This window comes from Microbacterium jepli, from assembly GCF_047237905.1.
GTDB lineage: Bacteria > Actinomycetota > Actinomycetes > Actinomycetales > Microbacteriaceae > Microbacterium.
Map to the genome: position 1 here is coordinate 1,703,464 of NZ_JBDFLW010000005.1, position 14,738 is coordinate 1,718,201.

Sequence of the window (14,738 nt, forward strand, 5' to 3'; positions counted from 1 at the left end):
CACGAACAGGCACGCCCGTGCCGACGACCATGGAGGTCACAACATGTCCCAGACCATCACTACGGAGCTGGTGTCTCTCGACACCGGACTCGGTGCCGACAAGTCGGCGGTGATCCGCGCCCTGGCCGACCGTGTCGTCGCACAGGGACGCGCCACCGACGGCGCCGCGCTGTACGCCGACGCGTGGGCGCGCGAGCAGAAGGACGAGACCGGCCTGCCCGGCGGCATCGCCATCCCCCACGCGAAGAGCGCGGCCGTGACCGAGCCGTCCCTCGCCTTCGCGCGCCTGACCCCCGGCGTCGACTTCGGCGCGCCGGACGGCCCAGCCGACCTCGTGTTCCTCATCGCCGCGCCCGACGGCGCCGCCGAGGCCCACCTCGCGGTGCTGTCCAAGCTCGCGCGGAGCCTCATGCAGGACGACTTCACCGCGGGCCTGCGCGCGGCGAAGACCGCCGACGAGGTCGTCGCGATCGTCCGCAACGCGATCGGCGAGGGCGACGCCTCGGCAGCCCCGGCCGCGGCGGCCGCCACGACGGCGACCGCCGCCGCACCCGCGGCCGCAGCATCCGACGCGCTCTCCATCGACGGACGTCCCGTGCGCATCGTCGCCGTCACCTCCTGCGCAACGGGCATCGCCCACACCTTCATGGCCGCAGACGCCCTCACGGCCGCCGGCAAGAAGGCCGGCATCGATTTGGTCGTCGAGCCCCAGGGCTCCAGCGGCTACCAGGCGATCGACCAGCGCATCATCGACGACGCCGACGCGGTCATCTTCGCCAACGACGTCGACGTGCGCGAGCAGAACCGCTTCGCCGGCAAGCCCGTCGTGCGCTCGGGCGTCAAGCGTGGCATCGAGCAGCCCGCACAGCTCATCGCCGAGGCCGTGGCCGAGGCGAAGAACCCGCGGGGCGCGCGCGTCGCCACGGCAGCGGGCGGGGCCGCCTCCGGCGCCGCCGCCGCGAAGAACCTGTCGTGGGGCGCGAACATCCAGCGCATCCTGCTGACCGGCGTCAGCTACATGATCCCGTTCGTCGCCGGCGGCGGTCTGCTCATCGCCATCGGCTTCCTGCTCGCCGGCATCGGCTCCGGCATCGACGGGTACCAGATCGTCCTGCCCGGCGACGGCACGAACGGCGCCGCCTACAACGACTGGGCGCTGGCGAACTACAACCTGTTCGACCTGCCGCCGCAGGGACTGTCGTTCTACCTCGGCGCAGCGGCGGTCAAGATCGGGCAGCTGAGCCTCGGCTTCCTCGTCCCCGCCCTCGCCGGCTACATCGCCTTCGCGATCGCCGACCGCCCCGGCATCGCGCCCGGATTCGTCGTGGGTGCCGTGTCCGGCTACCTCGGCGCCGGCTTCATCGGCGGCATCGTCGGCGGTCTGCTCGCCGGCTACGCGGCCAAGCTCATCGGCAAGCCCGCCGTGCCCCGCTGGCTGCGCGGTCTGATGCCGGTCGTGATCATCCCCCTCGGTGCGTCGATCATCGCGTCGGGTCTGATGATCCTGATCCTGGGCGGCCCCATCGCCGCCCTCACGATCGGCCTCAACAACGCCCTCACCGGCATGACCGGCAGCGCCGCGGTGCTCCTGGGGATCGTGCTCGGCCTGATGATGTGCTTCGACCTCGGCGGGCCGATCAACAAGGTCGCGTACTCGTTCGCCGTCGCCGGCCTCGGCGCCTCGGCGACCTCGGGCAACCTGCAGATCATGGCGACCGTGATGGCCGCCGGCATGGTGCCGCCGCTCGGCATGGCGCTCGCGTCGACCGTCCTGTACCGCAAGGGCTTCACCGCGGTGGAGCGCGAGAACGGCGTCGCCGCCTGGCTGCTGGGCGCCTCGTTCATCTCGGAGGGCGCCATCCCGTTCGCCGCCGCAGACCCGCTGCGCGTCATCCCGGCCAACCTCCTGGGCGGCGCCGTGACGGGTGCCCTCACGATGGCCTTCGCCGTCGAGTCGCGCGCTCCGCACGGCGGCATCTTCGTCTTCTTCGCGATCTCGCCCATCTGGGGATTCCTGATCGCCCTCGTCGCGGGAGTGGTCGTCACGGCCCTCGTCGTGGTGGGATTGAAGAAGTTCGTCGCTCCGAAGGAGCTGGCGTCCGCGGAGGCCTCGGCCACCGATGCCTCGCAGCCCGCGATGGCCTGACACACCGTACCGATCGAGGAGAACGACATGGCAGAACGCCAGGCCACCATCGCCAGCAGCTCGGGGCTGCACGCCCGCCCCGCGAAGCTCTTCGTGCAGGCGGTGCAGGAGAAGAAGATCCCCGTGACGATCGCCGTCGAGGGCGGTCCCGACCTCAACGCCGGCAGCATCCTGTCGCTGATGGGTCTGGGCGCCGCGCACGGCACGGTCGTCACCCTGAAGGCGGACGGCGAGGGTGCCGACCAGGCTCTCGACGAGCTCGTCACCCTCCTGGAGACCGACCTCGACGCCGAGTAGGACACCCGGAACAGACAACAGGATGCCGCGACCCGAGGTCGCGGCATCCTGTTCCCGTTCGTGCTCAGATGTCGTCGGAGTCGCCCGGCTCCAGCGCGAGGAACGTGCCGCCGTTCTGCTCCGTCGCCCACGACAGGCGCGCGCGGTGCATGTCGCGACCGGCCACCGACAGGGTCATGTCGTGCGTCCCGAAGGCGCGCTTCGGCTTCACGGCCAGCACGAAGTCCATCGCCTCGCCGATCTTCAGCCACGGGGCGCCCAGGGGAGCGGCCAGCAGCGTCACGTCGACGCCCTTGGGCACGCTGTAGGAGTCGCCCGGGTAGTAGAACGCGTCGTTGACGAGCACGCCCACGTTGTCGATGACGGGCATCGAGGAGTGGATGATCTCGTGCGCGCCGCCGAAGAAGCGCAGAGTGAACGGCTCGACGGTGACCGTGTCGCCGGGCTTGACGACGGTGATGTCGTAGCCGGCCGCCGCGGCCGCGACACCCGGGGGTCCGTAGATGGGCGTGCCGGGCGCGGCCTTCAGGATGCGATCCAGCTGGTCGGGGGTCCAGTGGTCGGGGTGCTCGTGCGTGAGCACGATCGCGACGAGGCCGCCGAGGTCGTCCAGCGGGCTGGTGAAGACGCCCGGATCGATGAGGAGGGTCTTGCCGGCTTCATCTGCACGCAGGGTGGCGTGCTCGTATTTGGTGACTCGCATGAGGGGAGTCAACCCTCGGGCGGCTCGAGGAGCAAGGCCTCGGCCCCACGACCGCCCGATTTGGCCGTGGCGTCGCGGGCATGGCATAATCGAACGGTTGTCGCGATACGGCCCCATCGTATAGCGGCCTAGTACGCCGCCCTCTCACGGCGGTAACGCGGGTTCGAATCCCGCTGGGGTCACCAGCGAAAACCCCCGGTCATGCCGGGGGTTTTCTGGTATCCGGACGCGGACGGCTGCGCCCTCTCCGTAGGCTGGAGGCGTGGCATCCGTCCTGAACGTCTCGGCGTACCTCTTCACGGCGATCGACGACCCGGCGTCGCTCCGCGAGCGACTTCAGCGCGATGCGGATGCCGCGGGCGTGAAGGGAACGATCATCGTCGCGGGGGAGGGCGTGAACGTCTTCCTCGCCGGCGCGGAGGGCGCCGTGCGCGGGCTGCTTGCCCTGATGACCGCCGACCCCCGCCTGGCGGGCCTCCGCGCGAAGGAGAGCTGGTCGCAGGAGCAGCCGTTCGGGCGGATGCGGGTGCGGGTCAAGCGCGAGATCATCCGCATGGACCGCCCCGAGGTGTCGCCCGCGTCCCGCCGCGCCCCGGCGGTCGATCCGGAGACGCTGCGCACCTGGCTCGATCGCGGCACGGACGACGCCGGCCGCGACGTCGTCATGCTCGACACGCGCAACGCCTTCGAGGTCGACTACGGCGCATTCCGCGGTGCGCTGGACTGGCGCATCGAGAGGTTCACCCAGTTCCCGGATGCCGCGGCCGCCGGTCTCGCGGACCTCGCCGGCAAGACGGTGGTGAGCTACTGCACGGGCGGGATCCGGTGCGAGAAGGCCGCCCTGCACCTGCGCGACCTGGGCGTCGAGGCCTACCAGCTCGACGGCGGCATCCTCGGCTGGTTCGAGAAGGTCGGCGGCGCGCACTGGGACGGGGACTGCTTCGTCTTCGACGGTCGTGAAGCCGTGTCGCCCGATCTGTCGCCACGACCCCGTCAGGACTGACGAGTCCCGGATTCCCCGCCCTGTCACAGCCTGGACGATATATCGTTAGGTATCGCTGACCACCAGGCCGGCACAGAAGGAGATGACATGAGCAACTCATTCCTCGGCGACGGATTCCCCGGACGCGGCGGCAACGCAGGGTCCCCGGGCTGGCCGATGAACAACATCCTCGAGGCGGTCGAGCAGCTGCGCGGCCAGTTCGAGCAGAAGGTCGGCGGTGGTGCCGGCGGCGGCAGCACACGCGTCAATCGCGGCGACGTGCGCACCTCGGTGCTCGCCCTCCTCGCCGAGAAGCCGATGCACGGCTACCAGATCATCCGTGAGATCGAGGAGCGCAGCGGCGGTTCGTGGAAGCCCAGCCCCGGCTCGGTGTACCCGACCCTCCAGCTCCTCACCGACGAGGGCCTCGTCAGCGCGACCGAGTCCGACGGCCGCAAGACGTACTCGCTGACCGACGAGGGACGCGCCGTGGCGGGTGCGGAGAGCGACCGCTCCGCCCCGTGGACGCAGACCGGCGGACGCGACGGCGGACGCACCGGGGGACTCCCCAAGGCGGGCATCGACCTCGCGCAGGCCGTGGCCCAGGTGAGCCGCTCGGGCAACCCCGAGCAGGTCAAGAAGGCCGTCGACGTGCTGGATGAGGCCCGTCGTAAGATCTTCTCGATCCTCGCCCAGGATTGACCGCGACCCCGCCGGTCGCCGGCGATCTGGAGAACCGATGACCGACGGCGAGATGCGCGCGCGCTACCGCAGGATCCTGCGCTTCGCGGCGCGCTACCTCGTCGAGGCGTGGTGGTTCGAGCTCACGCTTCCCCGATTCGGTCTGGCCCGACTGTCGGCGCGCAACCGCACCGCGCGGCTGCAGCGGATCGCCCGCAACTTCCACGGGCTCGCCGTCGAACTCGGCGGACTGATGATCAAGGTGGGGCAGTACATGTCCTCGCGGCTGGATGTGCTGCCCCCCGAGATCACCAAGGAACTCGAGGGGCTGCAGGACGAGGTGCCCGCGGTGGAGTTCTCCGCCATCCGCGCACTGGCGTCGCGCGAGCTCGGCGTGCCGCTCGAGGTGGCTTTCTCCTCCGTCGACGAGGTGCCCCTCGCCGCGGCATCCCTGGGTCAGGCGCATCGCGCCCGTCTCTCCGATGCCGATGCCGCGCAATCCGGTCTCCGCGACGTCGTGCTGAAGGTGCAGCGGCCCGGGATCGATCAGATCGTCGAGGTCGACCTGCGCGCGTTGAGGAAGGTGGCGGGCTGGCTGAGCCGCGTGCGGCTCGTGTCGGACCGCGTCGACATGTTCTCGCTGGTCGAGGAGTTCGCCGTCACGAGCCTCGAGGAGATCGACTACCTGCAGGAGGCGGCCAACTCCGAGCGCTTCGCGGCGATGTTCGGCGACGACGGCCGGGTCGCCGTGCCGGAGGTCGTGTGGGAGCGCACGACGCGCCGCGTCCTCACCCTCCAGGACGTCACTGCGATCAAGATCAGCGACACCGACGGGCTGCGCGCGGCGGGCATCGACCCCGCGGTCGTGGCCCAGGAGTTCGCCGCCGTGATGTTCGACCAGCTCTTCGCGGACGGCTTCTTCCACGCCGACCCGCACCCGGGCAACGTCTTCATCACGCCGATCGCCGTCGACGAGCGGACGGAGACGGATGCCGCGGCTCGCTCCTGGCGGTTCACCTTCATCGACTTCGGGATGATGGGCGAAGTGCCGGAGGGTCTCCGGCGCGGTCTCCGACGCCTGCTCATCGCCGCGGCATCCCGTGACGGCAAGGGCCTCGTCGACGGCATCCGCGACGTCGGCGTGCTGCTTCCCAACGCCGACACGGCCGAGCTGGAGCGCGCGATGACGCAGCTGTTCGCCCGGTTCGGCGGGATGGGGTTCGCGGAGCTGCAGGAGGTCGATCCCCGCGAGTTCCGCGCGTTCGCGATCGAATTCGGCGACATCGTGCGATCGCTGCCGTTCCAGCTCCCGGAGAACTTCCTGCTGATCATCCGCGCCATGTCGCTGACGTCGGGCATGTCGAGCACGCTGGATCCGAAGTTCAACATCTGGGATGCCGTCGAGCCGTATGCGAACCGCCTCATCCGCGAGGAGAGCGGCAACGTCGTGCAGGCCTTCGCGAAGGAGGCTCTGTCGACGCTCCAGGTGGCCGCCCGGCTGCCGAAACGGGTAGACGCCTTCATGGTCCGCGTGGAGGACGGCCGCATCGCCGTGCAGACGCCGGGGCTCGACCGCCGGGTGGCAGCTCTGGACCGGCTCGGTCGCCGCATCCTTTCGGGCGTGATCTTCGCGGCGCTCCTCATCAGCGGCGCGGTGCTGCGACCCGACGACGTCGTCTTCGGCTCGGTGCTGATGGGCGTCTCCGCGCTGCCCCTGCTCCACGTGCTGTTCGGCGGAATCCTCAGCGGTCGCCGCTGAGTGCCTTCCGCGGTGAGTCGGCATCGCCGGCGCGCCGCCGTTCGAGGCGGACGCGCGCGACGATCAAGCCGGCGATGGTGGCACCCAGCCCGCCGACGACCATGTCTCCGATCGTGTCGTCGTACGTGACGTAGATCTGATCGCTGATCCAGGTGAACCCGGCCCACTCGACCATCTCCCACACCGCGCTGAGCGCGAGACCGATGACCGGTACCAGGACGCGGGCCGACTGCGGGCGCCGTGAGGGGTCCGTCGAGCGCGGAAGCACGCCCCACCAGCCGAAGAGGACGAACACCATCGCGGCGATGACCCCGGTAGCCACGAAATGGACGGCGATGTCCCACCACCAGATCGAGGTGTAGAGGTCGAGGACGTTGCTCCAGGCCGCGATGAGCACGCACACGCTGTAGACGATGTCGAAGGCGGGCCGCGCGCCGACGAAACGCGGGATCAGCAGGGCCGGAAGCGCGAAGGCCAGGACCCCGGCATCCGTCCAGGTGAATCCGATCGCGGCCACGATGACGCTCACGAGTCCGAGCAGCCGCAGGGCGTCGGCGCTCCACTCCGCGGGACCGTGCGGCCGACGTAGGAATTCGTCGATCATGCGGGCTCCTCCGTCAGTCTCACGACGGCCTGGACGGGGAGGTGATCGGACGGCCAGAGGCCTCCGATCGAGGCCGCGTTCACGCCGACGCGCTCGACGTCGACGTCGCGGGTGATGGCGATCCAGTCGATGCGGCGTCCCCGCGCACGCGGCGGGCGATACCCGCCGAAGGTGTCCCAGGGCGGGGTGACACGCTCGTGCGCCGCCCCCCAGGCGTCGCGCAGCACACCCTCCGCATAGAGCTCTGCGGCGACCTCGGACGCGGGCAGGCTGTTCATGTCGCCGAGCACGACGACCGCCCCGGCGGTCTCGGCTGCCAGGAGTCGCAGTCGCTCGGCCGACCGCATGCGGGAGCGCGCCGAGAACGGGTCGAGGTGGGTGTTCAGCACGCGGAGGCCGCGACCCGTCGCGCGATCTCGCAGCCGGACGTCGACGACCGTCCTCGGCATGAGGTTGCCCCACGACATCGATCCCGGCTGGTCGGGCGTGTCCGACAGGGCCGACTGCGTCCACGACAGGAGCTCGAGGCGACCGGTGTCGAAGAAGACGGGGCAGCCTTCGCCGCGGCCGTCCCGGCCTCGCCCCCGGCCGACGCGGCGGTAGCCGTCGCCGAGCGCGTCGCCGAGCGCTGACGCCTGGTCGGGGAGCGCCTCCTGCACGCCGATGACGGCGGGGCGCTCGTGCCGCAGCAGCCGCCCGAGGAGCGGCGCACGCCGAGCCCAGTCGTCCACGCGCCGGGTGGGCGCCATGCGCCGCCGGACGTTGAGCGTCATGAGGTGCAGCGCGGGTGCGGGAACGGCTCCGACGAGAGGGCCTCCGGTCATCGTCGCGGCCGCCTCGCGGGGGCCGGTCGGGCGAGACGCACGGCTCTCCGCGCCCAGCGGATCGGGGGGAAGTCGGCGGGCCAGTGACGGACCACCGTGCGGAACCCGCGGTCGATCCGCCGGGCGAAGCCCCGCGGCTGGGTGAACGGCCGCATCGAGATCCCCATCGGGGAGTCCCGCAGATACCCGATCGGGTACCGCTCGCCGATGTGGAAGGCGAGGTCGAGGTCGTCGTGGAGTCCGGGATCGGAACGGTGCACCTGCGAGCGGATGCTGCGCCACGCGCTCCGGCGAAGCGCGAGGTTCGAGCCGAAGAGCGGTCGGTGGCCGAGCGCGGGAGCCGTCGATGCCGCATAGGACGTGAGGTACACCGCCGCCAGCGGACGCCGCAGGCGTCGCGGGCCGTCGGTGAAGCGGGCGCCGCCGGTGACGGCGCCGACATCGGGACGTTCGGCGAAGGCCCGCTCGACCGACTCGACCCACGTACGCGCCGGGGTGCAGTCGGCGTCCAGTCTCAGGATCAGGTCGCCGGTCGCGGCGTCGTAGCCGGTCGCGCTGGCCGCCGGGATGCCGGGCGCGCCGCAGGGCACCACTCTCGCCCCCGCATCGCGTGCCGTCTGCGCCGAGCAATCGGTCGAGCCGTTGTCGACGACGACGATCTCGTCGGGGACGCGCGACTGCAGGGCCAGCGCACGCAGGCAGCGGCGGAGGTCGTCGGCGTCGTCCTTGACGGGGATCACCACCGACACGGTCGATCGGGGGACGTCGTCGGACACGTCGCTCCTTGATGCTCGGGTCCGGCCACCGTAGCCGCGGGCGCGGGAGGGACCCGGGCCCGTTGACACCGCACGACGGGATCGATACACGCGGGCCGTGTCGCCGGAACGGCGTAGCCTGACCGGGTGACCGACCTCTCCTCCGCCTCGACCGCACGGGCGCAGCTGAGCGAACTGGCCGCCGTGGCGGCATCCGATGACCCCGGTCCGCGACTGGGCGTCTTCGAGGCGCTCCCCGAGCCCCCGAATGCCCGCCCCGCCGCCGTTCTGATCCTCTTCGGAGTGCTCGACGGGCTTCCCGCCGACCACGACGCGCAGGCGAGCGCCGTGTCCAGCGACCTCGACGTGCTGCTGCTCGCCCGGGCGGACACGTTGCGCGCGCATCCCGGACAGGTCGCGTTCCCGGGCGGCCGCGTCGACCCGGAGGACGACGACGCCGTCGCCGCGGCACTGCGCGAGGCCGTCGAGGAGACCGGGCTGGATCCCTCCGGCGTCGAGGTCCTCGGCCCGCTGGCCGCGCTGCCCCTCGAGTTCTCCCGGCACCTCGTCACTCCCGTGCTGGCGTGGTGGCGGCATCCGTCTCCCGTCCGCGTCGTCGACACAGCCGAGTCCGCCGACGTCTTCCGCGTGCCCGTCGCCGACCTCCTCGACCCCGCGCATCGCGGCGTGACCGTACTGCGGCGCGGGGGGGAGGTGTTCCGCGGCCCGGGCTTCATGGTGCGGACGCCCTCGGGCGAGCACATCGTGTGGGGCTTCACAGGGCTGATCCTCGACGCCCTGTTCGACCGTCTCGGCTGGACGGAGCCCTGGGACCGGGACCGCGTCCTGCCCCTCCCGCTGCCGTGACACCGACCGGCTGAGCGGAGACCCTGTCGGTATTCCTCCGCGGGGAGTAGCTTTCCGGCATGCACGTCGACAGGGGGACGCAGGAACCGGGCGGTGCGGACGAAGTCGACGCCGCGCGCGATGCTCTGCACGCGCGCGGCGCGACGGGAATGGCCGGTTCCGAGCACATTTCCGACCCCAAAGAGGTCGCTTCGGGTATAGCCTCGAGTCGCCAAGGGGAGGCACTGGGGGAGGGCGGCGCGAGGAAGCGCTGACCGTCGATCCCGTCGCACCCCCCATCCGATTGGGAGAGAGCGACGAACAACGCGTATGACCCGCGTCCCGACCCCCCGACGCAGGAACCGACACCGCAGAGTGCATTCATGACTCCGCGGCCGGATTCTGGCGCGTCCCGGCCGGCCACCACGCCGCCCGGCGCGCGGCCGTCGAAGAAGCCCGTCCGCCCCACGCCTCGCCCGGCGACGGGCGGCGGTAAGCGCCCCGTGGGCGGCGTGGACCGGACGTCGGCGACGGATGCTGCGGGTGCCGGTGCCGGCGGTCGTCCCGGCATCAGCGGCGTTGAAGCCTTCCCCGGGGACGCTGCGGGCAGCGCGAAGAAGGCCGGCGGCGCGCAGAACCAGGGCGGGTCGAAGAAGCCGTCCGGCAGGAAGAAGCCGGCGGTGGGCAAGAGGCCTCCGGTGGGCCAGAAGCCTGCGGTGGGCAGGAAGCCCCCGGTGGGGAAGAAGCCGCCGATGGGCCAGAAGCCACCGGCGGCTCCGCAGCAGTCGGGAAGCGCGCCGACCTCCGCCATCGGATCGCCGAAGCCGAAGCCCGAGCCGCAGGCTCCCGTCACGCAGAACGACGAGGAGTCGACACATCCCGCGTCCGTCACGAAGCCGGCTACGGCGGAGAAGCCGGCCGCGAAGAAGAAGCCCTTGTCCGCGGGCAAGCCCGCCGCGGCGAAGAGGCCGAACCCGGCGAAGAAGCCCGCTCCGGCGGGCGAGCCGGCTGCGGAGAAGAGCACGAACGCGCAGCGGCCCCCGACGACCGCCGCATCGGCGTCCACGGACTGGAGACAGCCCGCCGCGCTCGGACGAGCGCGCGTCAGCACACCCCCACCGCGACCGACCGGCGGACTCCCCGCCCCGCGCACTACTCCGCCCATCACCAAGCCCGCCTACGTCGCGACGTCGAAGACAGCCCGGGCGGCCGTCGCCGCCCCTCCGCTCGCCGCACCGTTCCCCGCCCAGAAGGCTCCGGAGCCGTCGACGACGCAGCGCGTCGGCGCCTGGGTGCGCGAACGCGCCCTCCTGGTGAGCCTCGCGCCCCTCGCTGTCCTCGTGGTCCTGCTGGCCGGCGGCCTCGTGCTCTCCCTCTCCACCGCCCGTCCGGTCGACCCCGCCGTCGCTCCTCCGGCAGCGGAGGCCCCCGCTGCCCAGGAGCCGGCCGCCCCGCAGCCTGCTGCGGAGGCGCCGGCCGCGGAAGCGCCCGCGGGCGCCGCGCTGCCCGACGCCACGATGGCGTCCGTCACGACCTGGGTGCGCGACAACCTCGGCACCTCCGCCACCGTGCTGGTCGACGGCGATGTCGCCGAACAGCTCTTCCTCGCCGGCGTCGCCTCCGCGCGGATCGTCGACGCCTCCAGTCCGGCCGCCGCCGACGCGGACTGGCGCTCGATCGGGTACCTCGTCGACACCGCATCCCTGCGCGCTCAGCTCACACCCGGCGTCGGTGCGGGGCAGGCTCTGGACGCGTCCGTTCCCGTCGCCGCCTTCGACGGCGCCGAGATCCGCGCCGTCGCGCCGCAGGGCAGCATCCTGGCCGCCTCCGACCAGCAGCACGCCGCCGACGTGCGCCTGCGCGTCGGTCAGGAGCTCCTCGCGAACCCCGGGGTCCGGATGTCCGACGCCGAACGGGCGGTCGTGGCATCCGGTCGCGTCGATGACCGCATCGTGGTCATCCTCGCGACGATGGGCTCGGCCGCCGACGTGCAGGTCAGCGGCTTCCCGCTGGTCGACGGCGAGACCGACGGGGTGATCCGCACGGTGGCCGTGAGGAGCCTCGGCGGCGTCAGCCTCGTCGCCGACGGGCAGCCGACAGCCGACGCACGCGCCCTCGTCGACGGCTTCCTCGGCACGTACACACCGTCCCTCGTCGCCGCCGACGGCGAAGACCTCATCCTCCGCTACCCCGTTTCGATCGGCACCACGATCGAATGACCGCCCACCACACAGGAAGAAGAAGCACATGAGCACCACCCGAATCGTGCGTGCCGGCATCGTCGCCGCTCTCACCGCTCTCGCTGTCACCGTCTCCATCGCCGCCCCCGCGTCTGCAGCCTCGCCCTCCACGGCAGCGGCTCCGTCCGCGGTCGCGCAGCCCGGCTGGCTCCGGCTCGGCCACTTCTCGCCCGACACGAAGCAGGTCGACGTGCGCGTCGCCTCGATCAGCGGTGGCGACCCCGTCCTCGAGCTGAACTCGGTCGGCTACGGCGACGTGTCCGACTACCGTGTGCTGCCCGCGGGCACGTACACCGTCAGCATGATCTCGGCGGGGTCGGGCGACTGGAGCAAGGTGGCCATCTCCGCGACCGTGTCCGTCGCCTCGGCCGACGCCACGACCGTCGCCGCCTACGGGCCGAACTCGGCGCTGCAGGTGCGGGCGTTCGAGGACGACCTCACCACGCCGACCCCGGGCAACGCGCGCATCCGCGTCGTGCAGGCCTCCACGCTGTCTCCGAGCGTCGACGTCAAGACCTCCACTGGCCTCGCCGTGGCGACCGGAGCGAAGTCGGGCACTGCGACGACGTACGCCGAGGTGCCGGCCGGTCCCTGGACCCTCGACCTCACCGCCGCCGGAGGCAAGACGGACCGCGTCGACGTCAACGTCGCCGACGGCAGCGTCACCTCGCTGTTCGTGCTCGACAACGCCCAGGGCGGCCTGACGATCATCCCGATCCTCGACAGCGCCGACGTCGGACTGACCCCGGTCGGCGGCGTGCAGACCGGGGGCGGCTTCCTCGCCTCCGCGCAGGCACGCAGCGTCGGCGGGGCCGGACTGCACGCGCTGCTGTCCTGATGTCGTCGACGACCGCAGGACGACCGCGCCTCGCCGCGGCCGTCCTGGCGGCCGCGATCGCGCTCACGACGGCGGGCTGCGCCTCGACCGCCGGGAGCCTGCCGGCGCCCGTCGCGACGCCGACGCCGACGGCGTCGGCGAATCCGCTCGCCGCGGGAGGGCTCCAGGATCCGAGGGAACGGGATGCCGCGGCATCCGCCCCCGCGGAGGTTCCGGTGCGCGTCATGATCCCCGCCCTCGGAGTGGACTCGGCGCTCGAGGATCTCGGCCTCGACGCGGACGGACGGCTGGCCGCGCCCGTCGACTACGACCTGGCCGGCTGGTACGCCGGGGGAGTGCGGCCCGGAGACATCGGTCCCGCCATCATCGCCGGGCACGTCGATTCGCCGACCGCACCGGCCGTCTTCGCCCGCATCGGAGAACTCGCCCCGGGAGACGAGGTGATCACGGTGGCCGCCGACGGATCGCAGCACCGCTTCACCGTGACGGGCACGACGCAGTCGGCGAAGTCGGAGTTTCCGACGGACGCCGTCTACAGCAACGTGCCGACCCCCGAGCTGCGGCTGATCACCTGCGCGGGAGCCTTCGACACGTCCATCGGCCACTACACCGACAACCTCGTCGTCTTCGCGTCACTCGCCGACTGAGCGCGGCGCGTCCTCCCCGGCGGGCGGGCCGGCCGCCGGCAGACGGTCTGCGCGGACGGCGCCGTTCGCGCGGCGCCGCCGGACCAGCCTCACGATGCCCCACACGACGAGTGCGACGACGGCGATCACGAGGACCCACGGGATCAGGAAGCCCAGCGCGATCACCAGCCCGTTCAGCGCGGCGATCAAGCCGTTCCAGCCGGCCGCGAGACCGTCGCCGAACCCCGCAGGATCAGCGGTCACCGCGACGGTGCGCGGCACGACCGACACCGACAGCGAGGACATGTCCACCTGCGCGTCGAGGTACTGGAGTTGCTGCTGCAGCGACTCCAGGGTGGCCTGACGCTCCGAGAGCGCCGACTCGGCGGCGATGAGGTCGCCGACGCTTCCCGCCTCGGCCATCAGAGCGGTGAGACGGTCGACGGAGGCCTGCGCCGCGTCGATGCGGGCCTGGAGGTCGATCGACTGATCGGTGACGTCCTGCCGGCTCGTGGAGGACTCGGTCACCTCGCCCACGTCCGCGAGCCGGTCCATCACGCCGGCGAGCTGGTCGGACGGCACCCGCACGGTGACCCAGCCGCCGTCGACCGGCGCCGGTGCGGAGGTGGTGTCGCCGATGCCGCCCTCGATGGGGACGGGCACGCCGGATCGGCCCACGGTGGACGACTCGACGAAGCCGCCCGCGGCCACGGCCGCGTCGCTCACCTGGCGCAGCGCGGCCCGCACGTCGTCGACCACGACGGTGGCCGAGCCCGACGCGATGATCTCGCGCGCGGCATCAGCCGCGGCGCCGGCGGCGGACTGCACGGACGACCCGGCGGCGGATTCGGCTCCGGATCCCCTCGCGGTGTCCGGCGCGGCGGCCTCCGGGGCGACGGCGTCCGACGCGATGCTCCCGGCTGACCCGGCTCGGCCGGAATCCGTCCCGGCGGACCCGGATGCCGGGGCCACCGCGCTCTCCTCGCGCACCGGCGTCACGATGCCGCCCACGGCGGGGGCGATCAGGGCGGCGACGACCACCACGGCGGCTGCGGCGCCGGCGCCCCACCAGACGCGTCCGCGACGCGCCCGACGGTTCTGCGACGTCGCGCGCTCGGCGGCGATGTCGGCGAAGAGCGCCTCCTCCATCGCGTCGACGCGCTCGTCACCCAGGTGGGGGAGCTGCGGGAGCGAGCCGGAAGCGGACGGCGGGATGGAAGTGGTCATGACGTGCTCTCCGATTCGGTCATCGCCGTCCGCACGCGCGTGCGGATGCGGGAGAGACGGTTGCGCACGACGCCGTGGCCGACGCCCAGCTCATCGGCGGCGACCTGGTAGGCGTACCCCTCGGCGGCGCACAGACGGAAGATCTCCCGATCCAGGTCGCCGAGGCCTTCGACCTCGCGCAGGATGGCCGCGGTCGTCTGCGCGTCCACG

The 14,738-nt window shown here is 72.1% G+C and carries 15 protein-coding genes and 1 tRNA gene; 10 read left to right on the forward strand and 6 right to left on the reverse strand.

Going from position 1 to position 14,738, the window contains the following annotated elements:
• The first annotated feature begins 43 nt into the window (after window positions 1-43).
• Together ABC304_RS12290 and ABC304_RS12295 are read left to right on the forward strand one after the other, a co-directional pair.
• Complete coding sequence (locus tag ABC304_RS12290) at window positions 44-2,146, forward strand: PTS fructose transporter subunit IIABC (protein WP_412931020.1); 2,103 nt, start codon at window positions 44-46, stop codon at window positions 2,144-2,146.
• Between the two features lie 27 nt (window positions 2,147-2,173).
• Entirely contained in the window at window positions 2,174-2,443 is a 270-nt protein-coding gene (locus ABC304_RS12295) for an HPr family phosphocarrier protein (protein WP_412931021.1), read from the forward strand.
• 64 nt (window positions 2,444-2,507) lie between these two features.
• Here ABC304_RS12295 and ABC304_RS12300 read toward each other — a convergent pair whose 3' ends face one another.
• Complete coding sequence (locus tag ABC304_RS12300; RefSeq protein WP_412931023.1) at window positions 2,508-3,146, reverse strand: MBL fold metallo-hydrolase; 639 nt, start codon at window positions 3,144-3,146, stop codon at window positions 2,508-2,510.
• Between the two features lie 109 nt (window positions 3,147-3,255).
• Here ABC304_RS12300 and ABC304_RS12305 point away from each other — a divergent pair.
• The 4 genes from ABC304_RS12305 to ABC304_RS12320 all read left to right on the forward strand — a co-directional run bounded on the left by ABC304_RS12305 (window position 3,256) and on the right by ABC304_RS12320 (window position 6,568).
• Window positions 3,256-3,331: transfer RNA gene (locus tag ABC304_RS12305), tRNA-Glu, on the forward strand.
• 77 nt (window positions 3,332-3,408) lie between these two features.
• Entirely contained in the window at window positions 3,409-4,149 is a 741-nt protein-coding gene (locus ABC304_RS12310) for a sulfurtransferase (RefSeq protein ID WP_412931025.1), read from the forward strand.
• 87 nt (window positions 4,150-4,236) lie between these two features.
• Window positions 4,237-4,830 (forward strand): PadR family transcriptional regulator, encoded by a 594-nt coding sequence (locus ABC304_RS12315; RefSeq protein ID WP_412931026.1) that lies wholly within the window; start codon window positions 4,237-4,239, stop codon window positions 4,828-4,830.
• A 37-nt stretch (window positions 4,831-4,867) separates the two neighbouring features.
• Window positions 4,868-6,568 carry an ABC1 kinase family protein gene (locus ABC304_RS12320; protein ID WP_412931027.1) on the forward strand — a complete coding sequence of 567 codons (1,701 nt, stop codon included), beginning with the start codon at window positions 4,868-4,870 and terminating at the stop codon, window positions 6,566-6,568.
• On the opposite strand, the gene ABC304_RS12325 is transcribed toward ABC304_RS12320, so the two are convergent.
• From ABC304_RS12325 to ABC304_RS12335, 3 genes are read right to left on the reverse strand one after another with little or no spacing between them, the layout of a single operon-like run.
• The gene (locus tag ABC304_RS12325; RefSeq protein ID WP_412931028.1) at window positions 6,552-7,172 is read right to left on the reverse strand and encodes a DUF2238 domain-containing protein; all 621 of its coding nucleotides are present in this window, start codon (window positions 7,170-7,172) and stop codon (window positions 6,552-6,554) included. The two genes, ABC304_RS12320 and ABC304_RS12325, sit on opposite strands and share 17 nt — an antisense overlap.
• Complete coding sequence (locus tag ABC304_RS12330; RefSeq protein WP_412931030.1) at window positions 7,169-7,996, reverse strand: endonuclease/exonuclease/phosphatase family protein; 828 nt, start codon at window positions 7,994-7,996, stop codon at window positions 7,169-7,171. Before ABC304_RS12330 ends, ABC304_RS12325 begins: the two co-directional genes overlap by 4 nt.
• Window positions 7,993-8,772, reverse strand: a complete 780-nt coding sequence (locus tag ABC304_RS12335) for a glycosyltransferase family 2 protein (protein WP_412931032.1) — start codon at window positions 8,770-8,772, stop codon at window positions 7,993-7,995. Before ABC304_RS12335 ends, ABC304_RS12330 begins: the two co-directional genes overlap by 4 nt.
• Before the next feature lie 126 nt (window positions 8,773-8,898).
• Here ABC304_RS12335 and ABC304_RS12340 point away from each other — a divergent pair, with 126 nt between their 5' ends.
• The 4 genes from ABC304_RS12340 to ABC304_RS12355 all read left to right on the forward strand — a co-directional run bounded on the left by ABC304_RS12340 (window position 8,899) and on the right by ABC304_RS12355 (window position 13,322).
• Complete coding sequence (locus ABC304_RS12340; RefSeq protein ID WP_412931034.1) at window positions 8,899-9,618, forward strand: NUDIX hydrolase; 720 nt, start codon at window positions 8,899-8,901, stop codon at window positions 9,616-9,618.
• 362 nt (window positions 9,619-9,980) lie between these two features.
• Window positions 9,981-11,816 carry a hypothetical protein gene (locus ABC304_RS12345; protein WP_412931035.1) on the forward strand — a complete coding sequence of 612 codons (1,836 nt, stop codon included), beginning with the start codon at window positions 9,981-9,983 and terminating at the stop codon, window positions 11,814-11,816.
• A 28-nt stretch (window positions 11,817-11,844) separates the two neighbouring features.
• A complete protein-coding gene (locus ABC304_RS12350) occupies window positions 11,845-12,675 on the forward strand; it encodes a DUF4397 domain-containing protein (protein WP_412931037.1) in 831 nt (276 codons plus the stop codon).
• On the forward strand, window positions 12,675-13,322 hold the full coding sequence (locus ABC304_RS12355) for a class F sortase (RefSeq protein ID WP_412931039.1): 648 nt from the start codon (window positions 12,675-12,677) through the stop codon (window positions 13,320-13,322). The genes ABC304_RS12350 and ABC304_RS12355 overlap by 1 nt, the downstream gene beginning before the upstream one ends.
• Here the strand turns inward: ABC304_RS12355 and ABC304_RS12360 are convergent.
• Window positions 13,308-14,528 (reverse strand): DUF4349 domain-containing protein, encoded by a 1,221-nt coding sequence (locus tag ABC304_RS12360; protein ID WP_412931040.1) that lies wholly within the window; start codon window positions 14,526-14,528, stop codon window positions 13,308-13,310. The two genes, ABC304_RS12355 and ABC304_RS12360, sit on opposite strands and share 15 nt — an antisense overlap.
• Window positions 14,525-14,737 (reverse strand): RNA polymerase sigma factor, encoded by a 213-nt coding sequence (locus tag ABC304_RS12365; RefSeq protein ID WP_412931042.1) that lies wholly within the window; start codon window positions 14,735-14,737, stop codon window positions 14,525-14,527. Before ABC304_RS12365 ends, ABC304_RS12360 begins: the two co-directional genes overlap by 4 nt.
• Window position 14,738: the final 1 nt, after the last annotated feature.